General features: G+C 47.1%; 22 protein-coding genes. All 22 read left to right on the plus strand.

The genetic code is table 11. The features are described 5' to 3' along the window. The first annotated feature begins 87 nt into the window (after window positions 1–87). Window positions 88–948, plus strand: coding sequence for an ATP synthase F1 subunit gamma (gene atpG / locus BP97_RS0121545; protein WP_028550958.1), 861 nt, complete (start codon window positions 88–90; stop codon window positions 946–948). Between the two features lie 123 nt (window positions 949–1,071). After that, on the plus strand, window positions 1,072–2,478 hold the full coding sequence (gene atpD / locus BP97_RS0121550) for a F0F1 ATP synthase subunit beta (RefSeq protein WP_028550959.1): 1,407 nt from the start codon (window positions 1,072–1,074) through the stop codon (window positions 2,476–2,478). A gap of 144 nt (window positions 2,479–2,622) precedes the next feature. After that, the gene (locus BP97_RS0121555; RefSeq protein ID WP_028550960.1) at window positions 2,623–3,021 is read left to right on the plus strand and encodes a F0F1 ATP synthase subunit epsilon; all 399 of its coding nucleotides are present in this window, start codon (window positions 2,623–2,625) and stop codon (window positions 3,019–3,021) included. A gap of 380 nt (window positions 3,022–3,401) precedes the next feature. Next, entirely contained in the window at window positions 3,402–3,767 is a 366-nt protein-coding gene (locus BP97_RS0121560) for an NADH-quinone oxidoreductase subunit A (RefSeq protein WP_028550961.1), read from the plus strand. Further along, window positions 3,752–4,270 (plus strand): NuoB/complex I 20 kDa subunit family protein, encoded by a 519-nt coding sequence (locus tag BP97_RS0121565; protein WP_028550962.1) that lies wholly within the window; start codon window positions 3,752–3,754, stop codon window positions 4,268–4,270. Before BP97_RS0121560 ends, BP97_RS0121565 begins: the two co-directional genes overlap by 16 nt. Next, complete coding sequence (locus BP97_RS0121570; protein WP_028550963.1) at window positions 4,267–5,178, plus strand: NADH-quinone oxidoreductase subunit C; 912 nt, start codon at window positions 4,267–4,269, stop codon at window positions 5,176–5,178. Before BP97_RS0121565 ends, BP97_RS0121570 begins: the two co-directional genes overlap by 4 nt. 6 nt (window positions 5,179–5,184) lie before the next feature. After that, window positions 5,185–6,285, plus strand: coding sequence for an NADH-quinone oxidoreductase subunit D (locus BP97_RS0121575; RefSeq protein WP_028550964.1), 1,101 nt, complete (start codon window positions 5,185–5,187; stop codon window positions 6,283–6,285). Beyond that, entirely contained in the window at window positions 6,285–7,289 is a 1,005-nt protein-coding gene (gene nuoH / locus BP97_RS0121580) for an NADH-quinone oxidoreductase subunit NuoH (protein ID WP_028550965.1), read from the plus strand. The genes BP97_RS0121575 and nuoH overlap by 1 nt, the downstream gene beginning before the upstream one ends. 49 nt (window positions 7,290–7,338) lie before the next feature. Beyond that, window positions 7,339–7,782 carry an NADH-quinone oxidoreductase subunit NuoI gene (gene nuoI, locus BP97_RS0121585; RefSeq protein WP_028550966.1) on the plus strand — a complete coding sequence of 148 codons (444 nt, stop codon included), beginning with the start codon at window positions 7,339–7,341 and terminating at the stop codon, window positions 7,780–7,782. A 1-nt stretch (window position 7,783) separates the two neighbouring features. Beyond that, window positions 7,784–8,308, plus strand: a complete 525-nt coding sequence (locus BP97_RS0121590; protein ID WP_028550967.1) for an NADH-quinone oxidoreductase subunit J — start codon at window positions 7,784–7,786, stop codon at window positions 8,306–8,308. Between the two features lie 3 nt (window positions 8,309–8,311). Then, a complete protein-coding gene (nuoK, locus tag BP97_RS0121595) occupies window positions 8,312–8,623 on the plus strand; it encodes an NADH-quinone oxidoreductase subunit NuoK (protein WP_028550968.1) in 312 nt (103 codons plus the stop codon). 75 nt (window positions 8,624–8,698) lie between these two features. Continuing rightward, entirely contained in the window at window positions 8,699–10,582 is a 1,884-nt protein-coding gene (nuoL, locus tag BP97_RS0121600) for an NADH-quinone oxidoreductase subunit L (RefSeq protein ID WP_028550969.1), read from the plus strand. Continuing rightward, the gene (locus BP97_RS0121605; RefSeq protein ID WP_028550970.1) at window positions 10,572–12,191 is read left to right on the plus strand and encodes a complex I subunit 4 family protein; all 1,620 of its coding nucleotides are present in this window, start codon (window positions 10,572–10,574) and stop codon (window positions 12,189–12,191) included. The genes nuoL and BP97_RS0121605 overlap by 11 nt, the downstream gene beginning before the upstream one ends. Before the next feature lie 4 nt (window positions 12,192–12,195). Continuing rightward, complete coding sequence (locus tag BP97_RS0121610; protein ID WP_028550971.1) at window positions 12,196–13,710, plus strand: NADH-quinone oxidoreductase subunit N; 1,515 nt, start codon at window positions 12,196–12,198, stop codon at window positions 13,708–13,710. A 251-nt stretch (window positions 13,711–13,961) separates the two neighbouring features. Then, window positions 13,962–16,496, plus strand: coding sequence for a S8 family serine peptidase (locus BP97_RS0121615; RefSeq protein ID WP_028550972.1), 2,535 nt, complete (start codon window positions 13,962–13,964; stop codon window positions 16,494–16,496). A 20-nt stretch (window positions 16,497–16,516) separates the two neighbouring features. Beyond that, entirely contained in the window at window positions 16,517–16,768 is a 252-nt protein-coding gene (locus BP97_RS0121620; RefSeq protein WP_028550973.1) for a DUF1146 family protein, read from the plus strand. Between the two features lie 328 nt (window positions 16,769–17,096). Further along, window positions 17,097–18,416, plus strand: a complete 1,320-nt coding sequence (gene murA, locus BP97_RS0121625) for a UDP-N-acetylglucosamine 1-carboxyvinyltransferase (RefSeq protein ID WP_028550974.1) — start codon at window positions 17,097–17,099, stop codon at window positions 18,414–18,416. A 170-nt stretch (window positions 18,417–18,586) separates the two neighbouring features. After that, a complete protein-coding gene (gene spoIID / locus BP97_RS0121630) occupies window positions 18,587–19,627 on the plus strand; it encodes a stage II sporulation protein D (protein ID WP_028550975.1) in 1,041 nt (346 codons plus the stop codon). Window positions 19,628–19,694: 67 nt separating this feature from the next. Further along, window positions 19,695–20,429 (plus strand): M23 family metallopeptidase, encoded by a 735-nt coding sequence (locus tag BP97_RS0121635; RefSeq protein ID WP_028550976.1) that lies wholly within the window; start codon window positions 19,695–19,697, stop codon window positions 20,427–20,429. A gap of 189 nt (window positions 20,430–20,618) precedes the next feature. After that, window positions 20,619–20,906: a sporulation transcriptional regulator SpoIIID gene (gene spoIIID / locus BP97_RS0121640; RefSeq protein WP_028550977.1), complete on the plus strand. Its 288-nt coding sequence runs from the start codon at window positions 20,619–20,621 to the stop codon at window positions 20,904–20,906. Between the two features lie 188 nt (window positions 20,907–21,094). Beyond that, complete coding sequence (locus BP97_RS0121645; protein WP_028550978.1) at window positions 21,095–22,093, plus strand: rod shape-determining protein; 999 nt, start codon at window positions 21,095–21,097, stop codon at window positions 22,091–22,093. 45 nt (window positions 22,094–22,138) lie between these two features. Continuing rightward, entirely contained in the window at window positions 22,139–23,053 is a 915-nt protein-coding gene (locus BP97_RS0121650) for a flagellar hook-basal body protein (protein ID WP_028550979.1), read from the plus strand. Window positions 23,054–23,096: the final 43 nt, after the last annotated feature.

Genomic DNA, 23,096 nt, shown 5'->3' on the forward strand with positions numbered 1-23,096 from the left:
CGGTGTTCCATTTTAAGTCTTTTAACAGGCTTTTCGAGTGAAGGCTTTTCCGTAAGAAGAGAAGCTTCGAGAGAGAGGTGAGCAAGCATGGCAAAAGGAATGCGCGAAATTAAGCGCCAGATCAAGTCCAAACAAAACACGAAGCAAATCACGAAAGCGATGGAGATGGTAGCTGCCTCGAAGCTGAGAAGAGCGCAAGAGGCTGCTGAAGCTGCACGTCCTTACGCTGACAAGCTGAAAGAAGTGGTTGGCAGTATTGCAGCAGGCACCAAGGGTGTAAAACACCCAATGCTGCAAAATCGCGAAGTGAAGAAGACGGGCTATCTCGTTGTCACTTCAGACCGCGGTCTGGCGGGTGGTTACAATGCGAACGTGTTGCGTAGAGTAATGACCGAGATCCAAGAAAGACATAAGTCTCCAAATGAATATTCGATTTTCGTAATCGGACGTAAAGGCAGAGATTTCTTCAGCAAACGCAATATGCCGATTGTTGAAGAGGTGGTTGGACTATCCGACTCACCAACTTTCGGGGACATCAAGTCAGTAGCAGCAGCTGCTGTGAAAAACTTTGAGAACGGATCATACGACCAGCTGTTCCTGGTGTATAACAGGTTTGTCAATGCAATCTCCCAAATTCCAACGGTAAAACAGCTTTTGCCGATGGAAGATATGAGCGGAACGGTAGTAGCCAACTACGAATACGAGCCATCTCCGGAGGGTGTATTGGAAGTGTTGCTGCCTAAATATGCGGAGACATTGATTTATAGTGCTGTATTGGACGGTAAAGCGAGCGAATTCGGCGCGAGAATGACAGCTATGAACAGTGCAACGAAAAATGCGACGAAGATGATCAATACGTTGACACTTTCTTACAACCGTGCACGTCAAGCTGCCATCACTCAGGAAATTTCTGAGATCGTAGCTGGTGCAAGTGCCGCACAAGGATAAAACCGATCGGCTTGAAAGTTAAGTCTAGGATTCATGCATATAACAAGCTTTGCTTTCAGCATGGCTAAAGTGAACGCTATGAAGCGGCTTTGTCCAAGGATGAAGCTTTTAGGAGGGAAAACAGTGAGCAAAGGGCGCGTTGTGAACATTACGGGGCCGGTTGTCGACATCGAGTTTGACCGTGGACACCTCCCTGAGATCTTAAATGCGATCAAAATTGAGAAAAAAGCAGAGAATGCAGGCGAGCAAGATATTAAATTAACGGTTGAAGCTGCTGTTCATTTGGGCGACAATTTGGTTCGCTGCGTTGCGATGTCTTCCACTGACGGTTTGGTCCGTGGTATGGAAGCTGTCGATACAGGTGCAGCTATTAGCGTTCCTGTAGGCGCAGCAACATTGGGCCGTGTATTTAACGTATTGGGAGATCCTATCGACGGTGTTGATGAAATCGACCGTTCTGTAACTAACCCAATCCACAGAAGTGCTCCTTCGTTTGACGACTTGTCGACGCAAGTAGAAATTCTGGAAACAGGAATTAAAGTTATCGACTTGATTGCTCCATATGTTAAAGGTGGTAAAATCGGTCTGTTCGGTGGTGCCGGTGTAGGTAAAACCGTTACATTGCAAGAATTGATTCACAATATCGCATCTGAGCTTGGCGGTATCTCCGTATTCGCCGGCGTTGGTGAGAGAACACGTGAAGGTAATGACTTGTACCACGAGATGAAAGAATCCGGCGTTATTGACAAAACCGCGATGGTTTTCGGTCAAATGAACGAACCACCGGGCGCGCGTCTTCGTGTAGCTTTGACTGGCTTGACTATGGCTGAATATTTCCGTGACGTAGAAGGCCGTGACGTTCTTCTGCTGATCGACAACATTTTCCGTTTTACGCAAGCAGGTTCCGAGGTATCCGCCCTTCTTGGACGTATGCCATCTGCGGTAGGTTACCAACCTACATTGGCTACAGAAATGGGTCAATTGCAAGAGCGTATCACATCCACCAAAAAAGGTTCCGTTACTTCAATCCAAGCGATCTACGTTCCTGCGGATGACTATACGGACCCGGCTCCGGCTACAGCATTTGCTCACTTGGATGCTACAACAAACTTGGAGCGTAACATTGCAGCAATGGGTATCTTCCCTGCGGTTGACCCATTGGCATCCTCTTCCCGTATTCTGACTCCAGAAATTCTTGGCGAAGAGCACTACAACGTAGCTCAAGGCGTTAAGAAAATCTTGCAACGCTATAAAGAGTTGCTTGATATCATCGCAATCCTCGGTATGGACGAGTTGTCCGACGAAGATAAACTGGTCGTAAAACGTGCAAGACGTATCCAATTGTTCTTGTCCCAGCCGCTTCACGTGGCCGAGGCGTTCAATGGTATCCCAGGTCTGTACGTACCGGTTAAAGAAACGGTTCGCAGCTTTAGAGAAATTCTGGATGGTAAGCACGACGATCTTCCAGAACCGGCGTTCCACAACGTTGGTACTATCGAAGAAGCGATCGAAAAAGCAAAAACTTTGTAATCTAACATGTATCGCTGGGCATTCTTAACGGTTTGTCCAGCGAGATATAGAACAGGCACGCGGCAAAAAGCGAGCTTTTCCATGAAAAGCTCGTTGTATGCTTACGAAGTGGTTTGCTAAAGCAAACTCTTAGGAGGAATCCAAGTGAGTACTTTCCTACTGGAAATTGTAACTCCTGAACGTAAAGTGTTCGCTGAGGAAGCAAACATGATTATCGTGAAGGGCGTAGCTGGAGAGCTTGGTATTCTGCCAAATCACATTCCTTTGGTTACTCCATTGAAAGTGGCGCCAGTTACCGTGAAGCAGAACGGCAAGCAATTGTATATTGCGGTAAACGGCGGCTTTATGGAAGTCCGCAAGGATAAAGTGGTTATTCTGGCGGAAAGCGCTGAGCTGCCGGAACAAATCGATCTTGAGCGTGCTCAAGCAGCTAAAGAACGTGCTGAGAAGCGTTTAGCGTCCAAGGACAACTACGACTTCAAACGCGCGGAAGCAGCTTTGCAAAAAGCATTGAATCGGATTGAGGTTTATGGTAGAAAATAAGAAGTTGAAATGATAAGGCGAGAGAACTTAGTTTCTCTCGCTTTTTTTACTATTATGAATTTATAAGTTTCGGGGCTCCCCGCAAAGTACCTGAATCAGCTCCGAAGCCAAGGCCTCACTCTATGTGGTTATTTCATATAAGGAAATTCAGGAAATATTAGACACCCCAACAGGCATTTGTTATAATTATTTAGGCATAAATTAACAGTAGGTGTATGTTCATTCAGATTTGTTCATAGAGAGCGGCCTAGGAATTTCATCTTGTTTACGCTTACATATAAAACAAGAAGAAAAGACGATTCCATCCTACCAAATCTGTCCTGCACAACCTTCTGTAGAACATACTTTCCAATACATTAGTGGGAGGCGGATCGTTCACGATGTACATGAACAATTACGTGGTCGTTGCCATTTTTCTCATGCTTGGAGTGTTACTTCCAATTGTAGCGCTTACAGTGGGACGATTGCTTCGCCCAAACAAGCCAGTGGAGGAGAAGTATACCACTTATGAAAGCGGAAATGAGCCCGTAGGCGAGAGCCACGTGCGCTTTAACATCCGCTATTACTTGTTTGCATTGATGTTTGTTATATTTGATGTGGAAACTGTATTTTTGTACCCATGGGCCGTTGCGTATAAGCAATTAGGCTTGTTTGCGCTTGTAGAGATGTGCATTTTTGTCGGGCTTCTCGTAGTAGGGTTAATTTATGCTTGGAAGAAGAAGGTGCTGCAATGGACTTCAATTTAGAGTCAATTTCCCCTGAAGAAAGACAAGAGCTTGAGCGAAATGTGTTTATGACAACATTGGAGCAAGTGAAGGCTTGGGCGCGAAGCAATTCCTTGTGGCCGTTGACCTTCGGTCTGGCCTGTTGCGCGATTGAGATGATGGGAACCGGTGCTTCACACTATGACCTGGACCGATTTGGAGTTATCTTCCGTACATCGCCAAGGCAGTCCGATGTGATGATTGTTGCTGGTACGGTAACGAAAAAAATGGCTCCCCTTCTGCGCCGCTTGTACGAGCAGATGCCAGAACCGAAATGGGTTATTGCTATGGGTTCCTGTGCAACCGCCGGTGGCCCTTATGTGAAGTCCTATGCGGTCGTCAAAGGCGTCGATCAGGTGGTTCCTGTCGATGTGTATATCCCGGGCTGTCCTCCGAACCCTGCTGCTTTAATCTATGGCATCAATAAGCTGCAGGAGAAAATACGGTACGAAGCAAAAACCGGTAAGCAGGTGACCAATCGATGAGCGATGAGCAAAAGAAGGATGGTTTGCAGCCTGAAGAGGAAGTGAAGCCGTCTGCAAGTGCGGAAACATCGTCAGCTGAGCCTCAGGCAGGTACTGCTGCTAAAGAGGTAGAAGGAACAGTGAAACCTGCTGAAGCGGCCTTAGATCAGAAGGAGAGCGATGCTGCTTCGCAAGCTTCTGGCGATAGCAAGAACGAGACAAAGCCTGTAGATGACACAGCAGCTCCAGTGAAGCCTGCACGGCCTGAGAGAAGAGCAGCCGCTGCTGCAAGCGAGTCTGCGGCGGAGGGTGCTACAGCGGAGAAAGCAGCACCCACTGATGAGGAAAAGGAAGCTAAAGCGAAGGCCGCCGCAGAGGCGAGAGCGGCACGAGCTAATGCGCGCGCCAAGAAGCCGGAGAGTGAGGAAGAATCCGCTCCTAAGGAGCCTTCCCCGAATCAGCCGAGGCTTGACCTGTGGGTGAAGATCCTCAAGGATCAGCTAGGAAATGATATCGTTGAGGAAGCTTTTATCAATGAGAGGGATGCGCACCTCCCCTATATAGTAATTAAAAACGATAGGTGGTTCGAAACGGCTGAACAGCTGAGAGATCACAGCGATTTTAAAATGAATTACTTGCGTAACGTCTCCGGAATTGATCAAGAGACACATATGGAAGTTGCTTATCACCTTCTCTCGTTGGATACGAAGCAGGAGATATGCATTAAAATTAAAACGAACAGGGAAACCCCTTCTATCCCATCCGTAACGCCTGTTTGGCCGACAGCCAATTGGAATGAACGAGAGATTTACGACTTGTTAGGCATTGATTTTCCGGGCCATCCGGACATGAGAAGAATCATGATGTCTGACGATTGGGTCGGTCATCCGCTGCGCAAAGACTATGAACCGCTTGACCCGGAGGTGTAGAGTCTCTTGATTAGAACGGAAGAACTGTTGTTGAATGTAGGGCCTCAGCATCCGAGTACTCACGGAGTTTTTCGGATTGTGGTTAAGCTTGACGGGGAAATCATCACTCATGCCGACCCGGTTATGGGTTATTTACACAGAGGGACCGAGAAGCTCGCGGAAAATTTAACTTACACGCAAATTATCCCCTATACGGATCGTATGGACTACGTTTCGGCTATGACGAACAATTACGTTCTTGTTCACGCTGTTGAAAAGCTGATGCAGCTGGAAATACCAGAACGCGCTGATTTTTTGCGGTTAATTGTTATGGAACTTCAGCGGGTAGCCAGTCATTTGGTCTGGTGGGGAACCTATTTATTGGATATCGGTGCGATGAGTCCTTTTTTGTATGCTTTTCGTGATCGGGAGATCATCATTAACCTATTTAATGAGCTATGCGGAGCACGGCTTACATACAATTATATGCGAGTTGGCGGTGTGAAGTGGGATGCTCCGGAAGGCTGGATTGAGAAGGTTCGCAAGTTCATTCCTTACATGCGTGATAAGCTTGATGAATATACCAACTTGGTCAGTGGCAACGAAATTTTCTTGGCACGGATTAAAGGGGTCGGCAAGTATGATGCTGAAACCGCCATCGCTTATGGACTGAGTGGTGCGAATTTGCGATGTACTGGCGTGAAGTGGGACATTCGTAAGGATCAACCATACAGCTTGTACGACCGTTTTGAATTTGACGTTCCTGTAGGGGAAAGAGGAGATTGCTACGACCGATATTTAATCCGGTTTGAAGAGATCAGGCAGTCGTTACGGATCCTCGAACAAGCTGTCGAGCAATTCCCGGCAGAAGGCGAGATTATGGGTAAAGTACCTCGTGTGCTTCGTGCCCCTGAAGGGGAAGTGTATGCAAGGATTGAGGCGCCGCGCGGCGAGATCGGCTGTTATATCGTATCCAAAGGGAAAGATAAGCCTTATCGCCTGAAGTTCCGCAGACCCTCCTTTGTGAACCTGCAAATATTACCGAAGCTTTTAGTTGGAGAAACAATGACGAATCTCATCACAATACTCGGAGGCATTGATATTGTCGTCGGGGAGGTGGACTGTTAATGGGAAGCTTATTGCATGAGCAGTTAAATTGGACGAATTTTGCGATCTTTTTCGCATGGGGCGTTTTATTGCTGCTGCTAGTCCTAGGCTTTGTAACGTATGCCATTTACTTCGAGCGCAAGGTTATCGGTTGGATGCAGCTTCGGATTGGGCCGAACAGGGTTGGACCCTTAGGACTTCTACAAAGTGTTGCCGACGTGTTCAAGCTGCTGATCAAAGAGGATACAATCCCTCGGAAGGCTGAACGTGAGTTATTTATTTTAGCTCCAGTCATTACGTTTATCCCTGCGTTTGTGGTCATTGCTGTAATACCCTATACGGATAAACTGATCAGCACCGATCTGAATGTAGGTTTGCTATTCTATGTTGCCTTGTCCGGAATTTCTACCATTGGGATTGTACTGGGAGGCTGGGCTTCTAATAACAAGTATGCGCTTCTTGGCGGCATGCGCTCGGCTGCTCAAATGATCAGCTACGAAATTCCGCTTGTCATATCCGTTATTGGAGTGATTATGACAACAGGCAGCTTAAATCTCAATACGATAGCCGAGCAGCAGGCGGGCGGATTCTGGCATTGGAACTTCCTCCCTCAAATTATCGGCTTTGTCGTATTTGTGATTGCCGGAGTATCGGAGTTAAACCGGACGCCTTTTGACTTACCGGAGGCGGAATCAGAGCTCGTTGCAGGTTATCATGTAGAATACAGCGGCTTTCGGTTTGCATTCTTTATGCTGGCGGAATATGTGTATGTCTTTGCCATCGCCGGGCTGACAACAACGTTGTTTCTGGGTGGATGGCATGCTCCGTTCCCGTTCCTTGACTTTATCCCGGGTATCATCTGGTTCCTGTTGAAGTTCTCCTTCATTGTGTTCTTCCTGTTCTGGATTCGGGCGACACTGCCACGGATTCGTGTGGATCAGCTGATGGGGTTAGGATGGAAAGTATTGCTGCCACTCGCTTTGATCAACATTTTTGTGACAGCCATTTATATGAGTATCGGATGAGTCGGTGTACTTCTATAAATAAAAGATGCTTTGGAAAGGGTGAGAAATCATGAAAGGCATAGTCAAAGGTCTCGGTGTTACCCTCAAAAGCATGACCCAGAAGAAAGTGACCTACGCGTATCCGGATGTTCCTTTGGAAATGCCGGACCGTTTTAGGGGAATTCAACATTTTGACCCTGATAAATGCATCGTCTGTAATATGTGTGCTCGTGTTTGTCCGACGGAATGCATTACGTTAACGGGTAAGGCCAATCCAGACCCTGAGAAGAAGGGCAAGGTCATCGATACGTACGATATCAATTTTGAAATATGTATTTTATGCGATTTGTGTACGGAGGTATGTCCAACGGAAGCGATTGTCATGACCAACAACTTCGAACTTAGTACTTACAGTCGCGATGATCTGTTTAAGAACCTCCAATGGTTGAACGAAAACAATGTAAATGTACGGAAGGAAAATAACTCGGCGCTTCCGAAAGGTGGGGCGAAGTAATATGTTCGGAAATATCGCTTCTTTTTTATCCAGCGGAGAGAATATTGCTTTCTTTGTATTCGCATTAATGGCCATCGGTGGCGCGATCTTTATGATCAGCTTCAATAAGGTGGTCCATATGGTGGTAGCTCTGGCGCTGACCTTTATCAGCTTGGCAGGGCTTTACGTCGTCCTGGATGCGGAATTCGTCGCCTTTGTACAAATCCTCATATATGCCGGTGCGATTTCGATCCTCATGATCTTCGGGATTATGATGACAAAGCACCAAGGGGAAGAAGAGGAGCCTAAGCGGCCTGTTCATAATACGCTGCTGATCATTGGAGCACTCGCCTTGTTCGGCGTACTGTTCTATGCGATCCAAAATGTTACCCTTCCGACAGGAGAATTTAAAGCGGCGGAAGACAATACATTGGAAATAGGCAAGCTTCTATTCAATCAGCATGTTCTTCCGTTCGAGATCATGTCAGTCCTCTTGACCGTAGCTTTTATCGGAGCCATTGTAGTAGCGAAGAGAGAGGAGGACTAGACCATGGCAGGAATGGCCACCCCCTACTTAACCTTAGCGGCGATTTTATTCTGTATCGGATTGTATGGTGCACTGACCAAAAAGAATGCCGTCATCGTGCTGCTATCCATTGAGCTGATGCTGAATGCAGTCAATATCAACCTGGTCGCTTTCTCAAAGCTGGGCGTTCATCCGAGCTTGACGGGTCAAATTTTTTCATTGTTTAACATCACGATAGCCGCAGCGGAGGCTGCGGTAGGCATAGCCATCCTAATAGCGCTGTACCGCAACAAAGGAACGACGGACGTCAACGAGATGGATTCGTTGAAACGATAGCTTGCAAGCATAAGCTTAGCAGCGCTTTCGAAGTAAGTTTGCGAATGCAAACTTGTAGGAGGAGGACATAAATTCATGATATCGGCCTACTCGCAGTATGCCTGGCTTATCCCGTTGTTCCCGCTGTTATCGTTCCTTATTTTAACGGCAGTTGGGCGTCAGTTAAAAGACGCGGGCGCATATATCAGCATTGTTGCCGTCTTCGCCTCGTTTGTTGTTTCTCTGCTCATTTTCATTGAGCGGCTGGGCGGCCAGATCGAAGACTTTACATGGAATAAGCTGCAGTGGATCAAATTCGGAACGTTTTCTTTGAACATGGGGTTTGAAGTAACGAATTTGAACGCTTTGATGCTTGTGATCGTTACACTGGTCAGCTTGCTGGTCAATCTGTATTCCAAGGGATATATGAAAGGTGATGAGCGAATCAATGTATTCTTCGCGTACATAGCGCTATTTACTTTCTCCATGTTAGGCCTTGTCATCTCTGAGAATTTATTGGAGCTGTATATTTTCTGGGAGCTCGTGGGTGTCTGTTCCTTTCTCCTGGTTGGATTCTGGTACTTCAAGCCGGAAGCGCGAGCTGCAGCGAAGAAAGCGTTCATTGTCACCAGGATCGGCGATGTAGGCTTATTGATAGCCATTCTGCTGCTGTTCTGGGCAATGCCGAATCATGCGCTCGACTTCACATCGATCCATAATGCAGTGTCCAGCGGGAAGATTTCCGGTGGCATGGTGACTTTAATTGCGATCTTGATCTTCGTAGGGGCTATCGGTAAATCGGGGCAATTTCCGCTTCATACTTGGCTGCCGGACGCAATGGAAGGCCCTACGCCGATCAGTGCGCTCATCCATGCGGCTACGATGGTTGCAGCGGGCGTGTACTTGGTGGCGCGTACGTTTGAAATTTTCCAGGCTTCCCCTACCGCACTAACTGTGGTTGCTTGTGTCGGGGGCTTTACAGCTATATTCGCAGCCACCATCGGTACGGCGCAAAACGATATCAAACGAATACTTGCTTATTCCACGGTAAGTCAGCTTGGGTATATGATGATGGCGCTTGGTATAGGGACCTCGGTTGCTTATACGGCGGGTATTTTCCATCTATTTACTCACGCATTCTTTAAAGCTTTGCTCTTCTTGGGGGCGGGCAGTGTCATTCATTCCGTACATACTCAAGACATCCATGAAATGGGCGGCTTAGGCAGTAAGATGAAGGTAACCGCATGGACGTTCGGTATCGGGGCGCTGGCATTGTCTGGGATTCCGCCATTGTCTGGATTCTGGTCCAAGGATGCTATTTTGTCGGAGGCCTTTGCACATAATCAGCTGCTGTTCTGGGTGGGGCTGATTGCGGCATTTTTCACAGCATTTTATATGTCGAGGCTGTTCTTCCTGGTCTTTATGGGCAAACCGCGCCATCAGGAGCACGTGCATGAATCGCCTCTTACAATGACGCTTCCTTTGGTCGTTCTGGCTGTGCTGGCGGTCGTTGCAGGCTTCGTATTCACGCCGTTTAGTCCATGGTTAGGTACATGGCTTACAGGACATGCGGAGGAAGAGAGCGCCAATGCAGTGGTGATGATCCTTTCTACAGTCGTAGGAGTGTTAGGGATTGGACTCGGCTATCTTGTGTATATGAAAAAGTCGATTGCAAGCGATGCGGTATCGAGCCGTGCTCCATGGCTGTACCGATTATTAAATCGCAAATATTACATTGATGAAATTTATGAAAATGCTATAGTGAGACCGCTCAAGGGATTCGGTCTGGTGCTCCATCTGTTCGATGAGTACGTGGTTGACGGTATCGTGAAGCTGGTCAGCTATTCAGTTGTAGGCATCGGACGGATCGGATCTCGTCTGCAAAATGGTCAGGTGCAAACCTATGGTCTAGCGACGCTTCTGGGGCTGCTCATTCTGATCCTTGCTATTGCAGGAAGGAGGTTCATCCATGTCGGATAGTATGCATATCTTGTCTTTGATTACCTTCTCTCCGCTGCTCGGCGTTCTTGTTCTGTTGTTTATGCCGAAGAATCAAGGTCAGTGGATCAAGACGGTTGCCATTGTGACCACATTGATCCCGCTAGTATTATCCGCGTGGCTCTACTCCGCCTTCAATCATCAGCTGGAAGGGATGCAGTTTAGGGAGGAGCTTGGCTGGATTCAAGTGCCTCTGAATCATGAAGCGCAAGGCTTGAATCAGATGACGTCCTTTTTCTTTCAGTTTAAGTACACTATGGCTGTCGACGGATTGTCGCTGCCGCTGGTTTTCTTAACGGCTTTAATCGGTACTATGGCCGCGTTGGCTTCTGTCTATATTAAGAAAAGATGGAAATCCTATTTCATCTTCTACCTGCTGCTTGAAACCGGAATGTTCGGTGTATTCATGGCACAGGACCTGTTCTTGTTCTTCGTATTCTTCGAGGTAACGCTCATTCCGATGTTCTTCCTGATCGGAATTTGGGGCTACATGGAACGCGAGCGAGCGGCCAACAAGTTCTTGATATACAACGGGATCGGCTCCGCGATTATGCTTATTGCCTTCATCATTCTCATTTGTACAGCAGGATTCGGACAGGTGTCGAACGAAGCTGGCAACTCGATTTTTTATAGTGGGGATATCAGTGTCATAACGAGTCATCTGTTCCAAGGGGAGGCATCCTACGTCAACCAGAGCGATTATCCGTTCTACCTGAGTGATACGATGAAGTGGGTGCTGTTCATTATGCTGTTGGTAGCTTTCGGAATCAAGCTGCCGATCTTCCCGTTCCATACGTGGATGCTCAGGGTTCATACGGAAGCCCCGCCGTCTATTGTTATGATTCACTCAGGCATCTTGTTGAAAATGGGCGCCTACGGGCTGATCCGCTTCGGCATTCTGCTCTTTCCTCAGCAAGCTACACAGTGGGCAACCGTACTTGCTGTACTGGGAGTAATCAATATTTTGTACGGTGCGATACTCGCCTTTGTGCAGAAAGATTTCAAGCTGGTGCTGGCTTACTCCAGTATTAGTCATATGGGGATTGTGCTGCTTGGGATTGCAGCCTTCAATACGATAGGTATGGAAGGTGCTATCTTCCAGCTGGTGTCTCACGGACTCATCTCAGCACTTCTCTTCTTGCTGGTTGGTGCGATCTATGAGAGAACCCAGACAACAATGCTGGATCAATTGGGTGGACTCGCCAAAAACGTGCCGTTCATCTCTGGCATTCTACTAGTAGCGGGGATGGCTTCTCTCGGTCTCCCGGGTTTATCCGGGTTTATCAGTGAGTTCTTGGCGTTCGCAGGTTTGTTCCAGTCTGCTAAAGTCATCACAGTCATCGGAACCATCGGGGTCATTCTTACCGCCGTGTACGTGCTGCGAGGGGTGCTGGCAATTACATACGGACCGCCTAGAGTGCAGGGGGACGGAATGCGTGACGCGCGCTTAATGGAAGCCATTCCTATGGTAGCGTTAGTGGCTTTTGTAGTAGTACTGGGGATTTATCCTGCGGTACTGAGCGGACCGTTGCATCAAACCGTCAGCAGCTTCGATCAATTCATTCAAACTGTAGTGAAGATAGGGGGTTAGACCGGTGGAACAACTACGTCTCCAATGGAGCGATCTCGGATACTTGGCACCGGAGCTGACTCTGGTTATTGCCGCAGTGGTATTATCGCTGCTCGATCTTCTGCTGCCGAAGCAAACGAATCGCACGGCCCTCGGTTGGCTATCGCTTGTTAGTATTATCGTCTCGGGTCTTTTTGTAGTAAGCTATCTGAACCCGACAGAGCCAAAGCAACTGCTGAACTATAGTTACCGCATTGATGACTTTGCAAATATAATCAAATTGATACTATTAACCGGCGCAGGCCTTGTCACTTTCATGAGTATAGGGTCTATCAAGGAAGAGGAAGTACCGCACATCGGGGAGTATTACTACTTGCTACTGCCTGCAACCTTGGGTGGAATGATCATGTCATCATCAGGCGATCTGATCACGCTTTACGTAGGCCTGGAGCTGCTCAGCATTACCTCTTACATTTTGGTAGCGATGCGCAAAAAAGACCTACGATCCAACGAAAGTGCATTCAAGTATATCGTTCTTGGTGGTATATCTTCAGCCATTATTTTGTACGGTATGTCGTTTCTATATGGGATGTCAGGCTCGACGAGCATTCCGGAAATTAACGCAGCCTTGGGGCAAAATGCAGAAGCTTTGCTGCCGTTCCTATACTTATCGTTCTTTCTGCTGTTGGCGGGTTTTGGCTTTAAAGTAGCAGCGGCTCCGTTCCATATGTGGGCTCCGGATGTGTATCAGGGAGCTCAGACACCGGTAACCGCCTTTCTGGCCGTTGTGTCGAAGGCAGCTGCGTTTGCTATACTGTTTCGAGTTTTGTACGGGGTATATGCTATTGGCGGATTGATGGAACTGCCGTTCCATGGCGACGTTCTTCTCTCCCTCATGGTGATGGCGGCGTTGGCTATGATACTGGGTAATTTTACCGCACTGCGGCAAAATAACCTGAAACGCCTGTTAGCCTACTCCGGGATTGCCAATTCAGGATATTTGCTCGTTCCTATTGCTACCCATTTTTCCATGATCCACTATTCCAACTTTTCGGAATTCGCATTTTACTTGATCGCTTACTTGTTTATGAACATCGGTATTTTCGCTGTAATTATGATAATCGAACGTTCAACAGGTGATGAAACGATGAGCGGTTTGGCCGGTTTGTATTATCGGGCCCCCGGAACGGCTGTGGCGACCGTGCTGTTAGTTTTATCACTGGCTGGTTTGCCGTTATCAGGCGGATTTTTCGGGAAAGTGTTTATTATGATGGGAGCGGTGCAAACGCAGCATTACTGGTTAGCAGCAGTGATGATTGTCACGAGTGTCGTGTCCTTCTACTATTACTTCGGCTTGATTCGCCAAATGTTCATGCGAACGGATTTTGAATCTCGAGAGGTTACTGTACCATTGCCACTTGGCATTACATTGTGGTTATGCGCAGGGGTAAGTTTGCTGTTAGGTATCGTTCCGCAGTGGGTTTTGGGCTGGATCGACCGAATTTTCTCCTTGACTCAGGATTTGTTTTTCTTCAGTTAAAAGAATTTATAAACTAAGCTCGGTTGGCGCTGTATTCTTATGCGTCAGCTGGGCTTTTTTTGGTTAAGTAACAATAGTTAGCAGATTAATGATACATTTTGACACCTAACCACAAGTTTACCCTTTTCCCCAGAATGAAGTTCATAAAACCTCCATCATTTACTAGGTGGTTTTCAGAAAACACGGCAGGAAACCGCATATCTTTATCGAAATAGTTAAGCTACTCCAATAAGCAAAGAAGGAACCATGACATGCTGCATAAATTATTGACTCGCCAACTCGCTCATTGGATCATTGGGGTCGTTATGATGCTTGCATTTACCGGACAAGCGTTCGGCAATGCGCAACCAGTTACCATAGCGGCGCTGGCGAACGATCCCTTGTCAGAAAAGCAAGCATACTTGAACCAGATACATATCAATGAAGCGTGGGATATCGCCAAAGGTAACTCGAATATCACAATTGCCATTGTCGATACGGGCGTTGATTTGAATCATCCTGATCTGAAAAAAAATCTGGTGGCCGGAGTCAATCTGATCAATCCGAATTTGCCGCCTCAGGACGATAATGGACACGGGACAAATGTAGCAGGGGTCGTTGCAGCGGTAACAAATAATGATAAAGGCGTCTCAGGCATTTTATGGAACGCCAAGTTGATGCCCATAAAAGCATTGGATTCAGATGGTTCCGGAGGAGAAGCCAAGCTTGGGGAAGGTATTCGTTACGCTGTTGACCATGGGGCTAAAATTGTCGTTCTGTCCCTGGGATTAAATAAATATTCGACTTATTTGAGCGATATTGTGCGTTATGCTGAAGAGAAGGATGTCCTCCTTGTCGCTGCGACGGGAAATGAAGGCAATCCTGTTAAATATCCTGCAGCTTATCCTACGGTATTGGCTGTTGGCGGGATGACGGCAGACCTCACTGCACACGAACTCTCCAATAAGGGACCGGAGATTGATCTCGTGGCGCCTTGGGATGTATTCACTACAGCGCTAGGCAGCTTGTATGAGAGTAAGGATGGAACTTCCATGGCGGCTCCACAAGTTGCTGCGGTAGCTGCATTGGCCTGGAGTAAATATCCGAACATGAAGGCTTATGAAATTCGGCAGCTTCTTCGGCAAACGGCGGATGATTTGATGACCCCCGGATGGGATCAGTCAACAGGCTATGGACTGCTTCGTGCCGATCGGGCTCTGACGGAAATGCCACTTATGGATATGTATGAACCGAATAACCGAAAGGATCTAGCCAAACCACTTTCCGTCAGCAAAATGATTTCGGCGTCGTTCTCCGACGGGTCGGATCCGGATTGGTTTTATTTTGATGCTCCTTATGATGGAACCGTCAATTTAACGTTCGACATCCAGGAGGGGCAGTCGGTCTCCGTCCAGCATACGGATGCCAAAGGAACGTTTGTAGGGATGACGGCACTTCCGGGACAACCGATAGCGTTAAAGGTTACTAAGGGGCGAAGCTATCTGCAGCTTCATTTGACTGATAGGAATCAGAAGAATGAAATTCCATATAAGCTAACAACGTCTTTTGATATATACCGTGATCTGTTTGAGGATAATGACCGGCAGTACAAGGCCTACGTACTTCCTTCACGAAGTCAGACGATCAAGGGCACCTTCCATCAGATGAACGATCAGGATTGGTTTGAGTTCCCCGTGGAACAATCCGGGATGCTCACTCTTCACCTAAGCACCGATACGGCGCGGATCGACCCGATTCTTTATGTACAGAAGCAAGGGGAGAAATCGATTACCGTCGATGATGGAGGAGATGGTATTCCGGAAGTGCTGGTGCTGCCAGAAGTGTTTCCGGGCAAATATTATATCCGGGTAAGCAATGTGAAAGAGTATGCTTTTCCCGTAACTGGGGAATACACGTTAAAAATAGAATATGATGCGAAGCAAATCGATCCTAATGAACCTAACAACCGTTCCTATCAAGCGACTACCATATCACTGGATACGGAATATACCGGGTTGATTGATAAGGTGGACGATATCGATTGGTTTCAGTTCCAGCTCAACGAAGAGAGCTATGTTCAACTAAGTCTGACGGGAATTCCTCGTGGAGTGAACATGTATGCATTCATCTATGATAGAAGCATGAAGCCAATGGATAGCTCCAATTCAGCAAGTGAGATTCAGCTCAAGGAACGACTCCCTGCTGGAACCTACTATTTGAAGCTTACATCAAGTGCGCCTTTTGAGCGTGACGTGTACCAGCTTGTCGTAAGAGCTAAACCTTTAATTGGCGGCTACGCTGATATTGAAGGGCATTGGGCTGTAGACAGCATACTGGAGATGGGCAGCAAGCAGATCGTAAATGGCTATGACGATTATACGTTCAGACCGGATCTTCCGATTACCAGGGCGGAAGCGACAGCGATTATAAGCAGAGCCTTCAAGCTGAATAAGCAAAAGAATATTAATTATACGGATGTTAACAGCAGTCATTGGGCGTATGCGGATATTGCCAAGACGGCACAAAGTGGTATTATTGAGGGCTACCCCGATCAATCCTTCGCTCCCGATCAACCGGTTAGTCGAATGGAAATGACGGCGATGATTGCAAGAAGCATGAATATATCTGGCAAAAAACGTGGTGCGGTTCCGTTCACGGATGTAGACGACGATTATTGGGGAGTCGGGATATTGAAGCAAATGAAGGCCGAAGGCTGGATCGCCGGCTATACGGATGGAAGCTATAAACCGGATCAACAAGCATCACGGGCTGAGTTCGTAACGATGCTGGCCAAAATTATGCCTTAAAGCGAGAAGTGGGGTCAAATATGGATTATGTACAGCAAATGAATACCTCCATGGGAATGAACGGGATGATCAATATATTCGTTACATTGGTCTGCATCGCTTGTTCCTGGTGGGCGCTTCAAGAGTTAAACTTGGACAAAATCGTTAAAAAACCGAAGAGCGTCCAGAGTAAAGTGCTTCAAGTTTTGTTATCTGTTGGATTAGGCTATCAGGTGGCGCGCTTTTTCATTGATTATTTTAATTGGTCTACTTGGTTGTCGGGAATGTTTTAACCTGCGGACATTGGATTAATTATCTAGTAAGACATCTGAGGACACTGTACAAGTGAAGTGATTCATGAGCCGACAAAAGGGTGTTAGGCGGCTTCTCTGTATGAGGATAAGTGTTTCCGCTGAAAAAGAGTATCAAAACGGGTATGCATATGCAGTTCGCGAATAACTAAGGTGAATATTGTCAACAATGGATAGTACAACCGTTGTAAATCCCTTGTTTGCTCCGAACAGTATCATGATTGGTTTTTCAAAATGAAAATTTACATGCTGAAGGTTCAATGCTAAACTAGTACAGTGTGCAATGAAAACAGCGCGGAGGGGGACCATGATGAGCAAAATTATCGTCCGCGGCGGCCAGAGATTGTCAGGCAAAGTTAGAATACACGGTGCGAAAAACGCCGTTTTGCCGATTATCGCAGCCTCTATTTTGGGTACAGAAGGAGACAGCGTGATCCACGACGCACCTCCCTTGGACGACGTCATCGTTATTAATAAGGTTTTGGAAAGTCTCGGAGTACAGATCGAATATAAAGATGAAACTATACGCGTCAATGCACAGAACATTCAAACGTGCGAGGCTTCCTATGAGTTAGTTCGAAAAATGAGAGCTTCTTTTCTTGTTATGGGACCTTTATTGGCCCGTATGGGTCAAGCGAGAATTTCCTTGCCTGGCGGCTGCGCTATAGGCACTCGACCTATTGATCAGCATTTAAAGGGCTTTGAGGCGATGGGAGCGGAGATTGAGCTTGGTCAAGGCTACATCGAGGCGAGAATCGCCGGGCGACTGAAGGGTGCTAAGGTATACCTGGATGTGGCTAGTGTAGGGGCAACGGAAAACATTATGATGGCAGCCACCCTTGCCGAAGGTACGACTACCATTGAGAATGCAGCCAAAGAACCGGAAATTGTAGACCTGGCTAACTATCTAAATGCAATGGGAGCCAAAATTCGCGGTGCCGGTACGGGACTCATTCGGATTGATGGCGTGGAGAAGTTAAGCGGTGCTGTACATACGGTCATACCGGATCGAATTGAAGCGGGTACATACATGATGGCTGCAGCTATTACAGGAAGTGACTTGTATATTGAAGGCGCTATTGGCGATCACTTAAGACCGGTTATTTCCAAGATGCAGGAGATGGGGGTTACCATCGAGGAAGACGAGAATGGCCTGCGTGTGTACACGGACAGAGCCCTTCGCTGTGTTGATGTGAAGACACTCCCGTATCCAGGATTTCCTACCGACATGCAGTCACAAATGATGGCGCTTCTGCTTACGGCAGATGGCACCAGCATCGTGACGGAAACCGTGTTCGAGAATCGGTTTATGCATGTGGAGCAATTGGTCAATATGAACGCATCCATTAAAGTGGACGGCCGTGCGGCAGTCATTAGTGGAGGCGGCAGGCTGCGTGGAGCGAAAGTGTGTGCAACGGACCTTCGTGCTGGAGCGGCTCTGGTTCTAGCTGCGCTTGCCGCGGATGGAGAGACCGAAATTACTGGTATCCATCATATTGATCGGGGCTATGTCGATATCGCGAACAAGCTGCGTTTGTTAGGTGCAGATATTCAGCGGGTATCGCTTGAAATCGTAGAGCCGGAAGAAGAATCTATTTCCATCTTTGCGGTCAGCCCTAGCTTGGCTTAATTCAATAAACATATGGCAAGAGGAGAATCTCTCAATGAGGGGCACTCCTCTTTTTTGTTTCCTATTTCCGTGTTCTATTCTATTTTTCGGGCTCATAAGATGGAGTTATCTGGATTCACAGCAACAATAAACTGTCTTAGAGCCGACAGAAGATGGAGGAAGTAGAAACGATGGACAAGAGAGTGATGCTCCAATGGGCTGCCGTATCTTTAACTAGTTTCTTAGCCGTCATAGTCATCGTACCCGCCATTCTCGTAAAAACCGTACACCCCGTGCTGCCAGCAGAGAGACAACAAGAATCAGCAGCAGTTCAGCTCAATAATCAAGAAGGGGTCTCTTCCCTCGTAATCCCCGTATACTTAACCAAGACCAAGCAAGTGGAATCCATTCCTCTGGAAACTTACGTAAGAGGCGTTTTGGCTGCCGAGATGCCGATAGAGTTTGAACTCGAAGCCATGAAGGCGCAGGCCATGGCAGCACGAACCTATATCATTAGAAGGATAGTAGAGCAAGATTTCAGCAATATGCCTGTGACCAATGCTTGGGTAACGGATACAATCACCCATCAAGCTTATGTTTCTGATGAAGAGTTAAAGGCGCGTTGGGGAACGGCTTATCAAGCCAATTCGGACAAGCTGAATCAGGCTGTTAACGAAACCAAAGATATCATTCTGACCTATCAGCAAAAGCCGATTCAAGCCACCTTCTTCTCTACTAGCAACGGTTATACCGAAAACTCGGAAGACTACTGGAACGAATACATTCCGTATTTACGCAGCGTCCCAAGTCCGTGGGATGCAAAGCTATCACCGCGTTACAAGGAGACAACTACCATTTCCGTAAAAGAGCTGCAAAGCAAGCTGGGCATTCGCGGAAGCGTCCCGGTTTCTTCCAATGGAAACGGTGGGTTGAAGATCTTACAAACGACGGAAGGGCATCGGATCAAGAAAATAACGATTGGCGGAAAGACCTTTACCGGTCGCGAAGTACGTGAGAAGCTGGGACTGGCTTCCTCCCAATTCCAATGGAGCTGGAAGGGGACGAATCTTCAGGTAACCACATTCGGATATGGTCATGGTGTAGGGATGAGTCAGTGGGGAGCTAACGGAATGGCATTAGAGGGACGCAAGGCGGAAGAGATCGTCAAGTACTTTTATACCGGAATAGAGATTAATAGAGCCTCAAACCTATTAAAAGGGAAAAGTTTCTAAAAAAATAGATCACCTCGCGTATAAAACTCGTATCCGTGGCAACAATGATTAGCGAGGTGATAAATCTATGAATGATCAAAAGAGAGATTTGCAAAACAATGAAGAAGCTCCTAAAACTATCGAGGGAGCGCAAACCAAACCAGCTTTTTCCTGGAAAAGATTACTGGCGAAAAAGTGGGTATTTCCTGCAACTTACATGGCAGCGGCGGCAATTATCTTAACGTTAATGTGGGTGTACCAGGATGCCGGAAAGTCGTCCCTTACCAATGAATTGGGAATCGACAGCAGTAAATCGGCATCGGTAACCGACAATGTGATGAAGCCGGATGCAGTAGCTGTCAACGCAAACACCGAAACGATGCAGTGGCCGTTCAAGGATCGCAGTGAGCTCGATGTGGTACTTCCGTATTTTGATAGTAAAGCTTCTAACGAAGTAAGACAAACCGCTATGGTAGAGTACGGTGACACCTTTACTCCACACATGGGAATGGATTTCTCAAGACCGGATAATCAGGCGTTTGACGTCATGGCAGCTATGAGTGGTAAGGTTACAGCAGTGGAGAAAAATCCGGTAGTTGGTAATCTGGTTGAAATTACGCATTCTAATGGTTTGGTTACTGTGTACCAAAGCTTAGCGGAAATTAACGTAGCCAAAGATGCTGAAGTGAAAAAAGGCGATATCATTGCCAAAGCCGGTCGCAACGAGCTGGAGAAGGAGCAAGGGAACCACCTTCACTTCGAGGTTCGCCAAGGCGAGAACGGACAAGCCGTAAACCCGGAAACCTTTTTGACAAGTCATTAATTCGAATTAGGAATAAAGTTGGCTGGGGGCGCATAGACGCTCCCTTTTTTTCGCATAGAAGCCTGTCAATGCCGCTTGTCCTTGAAAATAATTGTGGCTTTATGGGCTTGTCACGCTTGGAAACAAAGAATATAAGTAAACGCCCCTCATATAATGTACCAAACTAACTCGAGTAGGGAGGCGAGGGGAGTGCACGATTACATTAAAGAGCGAACCATCAAAATCGGACGTTGCCTAGTGGAAACTAAGCATACGGTTCGCACAATCGCGAAAGAATTCGGTGTTTCCAAGAGTACGGTGCACAAGGATTTAACCGAAAGACTGCCCGAAATTAACCCGGATCTGGCTAACCAAGTGAAGCATATTTTGGAGTATCATAAGTCGATTCGTCACCTGCGCGGGGGGGAAGCAACGAAGATCAAATACCGGAAAACACGCAGCCCAAAAGCTCAGGATAAACTGGTAACCGCAAAGTAAATGATTATGATTTCGTTTACACTCCCCCAAACCGATCCGAACCGACAACAGAAAGCGATAATTGTCGAAAAAACCGATTGAAAAAGAGGATTTTTAAAACGAATAGCGAATGGTATACATTAACGATTATAATAGAGGTACCGCTTCTGTTTAAGGAATGGACGGTTTGTTTAGGGAGGAACATTTCAATGTTAAGCAAGGATATTGGCATAGATCTAGGGACAGCGAACGTCCTGATTCATGTGAAAGGACGCGGCGTTGTGCTGGATGAGCCGTCGGTTGTCGCCATTGAGAGCGACACGAAGCGGGTGCTGGCTGTTGGGGAAGAAGCGTTCCGCATGGTGGGACGTACTCCTGGCAATATTGTGGCTATTCGCCCGCTTAAGGACGGTGTCATTGCCGACTTCGAAATTACGGAGTTAATGCTCAAGCACTTCATTAATAAAGTAGGAGGGAAGCAGTGGTACAGTCATCCGAGGATTCTCATCTGCGCTCCGACTAACATTACGTCCGTGGAACAAAAGGCCATTCGTGAAGCGGCAGAGCGAAGCGGAGCACGTGAGGTGTTTTTGGAAGAGGAGCCAAAAGCTGCTGCGATCGGCGCAGGCATGGACATTTACCAGCCTAGCGGTAATATGGTCGTGGATATCGGTGGGGGGACGACAGATGTTGCCGTGCTTTCGATGGGCGATATCGTCACCTCCTCTTCTATTAAAATTGCGGGGGACAAGTTCGATAATAGTATTATGAAGTATATCAAGAGCAAATATAAGCTCCTGATTGGGGAAAGAACCTCAGAAGATATCAAAGTGAAGGTTGGAACGGTATATCCGGACGGACGCAAGGAAACGATGGACATCCGCGGCAGGGATATGGTGAGCGGGCTGCCGTTGACGATTAACATCAACTCGAATGAGATCCAGGAAGCACTGTGGGATCCGGTTTCTTCGATCGTGGCAGCAGCTAAGTCAGTGCTTGAGCGCACGCCGCCGGAGTTATCGGCTGATATTATTGATAGAGGTGTAATTTTGACGGGTGGCGGAGCTTTGCTGCACGGCATTGATCAATTGCTGGCAGACGAGCTTAAAGTTCCTGTCCTGATTGCGGAAGATCCGATGCATTGTGTCGTTAAAGGAACCGGCATTATGTTGGACAACCTGGATAAGGTATCGAAACGGAAGTTTTAATTGACATACACTACTTAACTGACACGTCTGGGAGGATACATAACCATGCTAAGAGGTCTTTATACCGCAGCTTCGGGAATGATTTCACAACAGCGCAGACATGACATCGTGACGAACAACATCGCTAATATCAACACACCGGGCTTTAAACAAGGAAATGCTATCAACCGGTCGTTCCCGGAAATGCTCATTTCTAGAATAGGGAACGGTAAAGGAGAGCCTCAAGCCGTCCCTGTTGGTCGTTTGAATACAGGCGTAATGGCAGAAGAAAATGTTTCTGTCCATAAACAGGGTGATATTCAGGAAACAAGCAACCCGTTCGATTTTGCCATCATCTCCAATATTCAAGTGCAGGGAGCCCGGTTTGACGCTTCCGGCAAATATGTGGATGAGAATGGACAACGGATTAATCAACCGCAGGCTTTATTTACCGTTCAGGACCCTAATGGAGAGCAGCGTTACACGTTGGACGGCAAGTTTTCTGTGGATATAAACGGACAATTGGTTTCTACGGCAGGTCTTCCTGTGCTTGGTAATGATGGACAACCTATCGTACTGATGGATCCTGTTCAACAAACGCCGATTACCAATTTCCACATTACGAAGTCGGGGCAATTTCTTAATCCGGACGGCAGTGAAATATTGAATGCTAACAACCAATCGATAAGCTTGCTTATTAGTCGAATTGAAGATCCCAATCAGCTGGTGCGTGAAGGTAACGGCTTGTACCGCTTGAATCCGGGTTCTGAAGGTATGGTAAGGGCTATTAACCCAAACAACCCTAATGATATGGAGCAGCTGGAAGTGCGCCAAGGCTTCATCGAGCGTTCTAACGTAGACGGAAGTCAATCAATGGTAGACATGATGTCTGCTTTGAGAGCCTATGAGGCGAACCAGAAGGTTGTTCAATTTTATGATAAAAGCATGGACAAAGCGGTTAATGAGGTCGGTCGGGTTTAAGTTGATTGACTTGTAGTTGTTACAAAACTCTTAGGAGGAAACG

The sequence above is a fragment of the Paenibacillus sp. UNC451MF genome, from assembly GCF_000686845.1.
In the GTDB taxonomy this organism is placed as follows: Bacteria; Bacillota; Bacilli; order Paenibacillales; family NBRC-103111; genus Paenibacillus_S.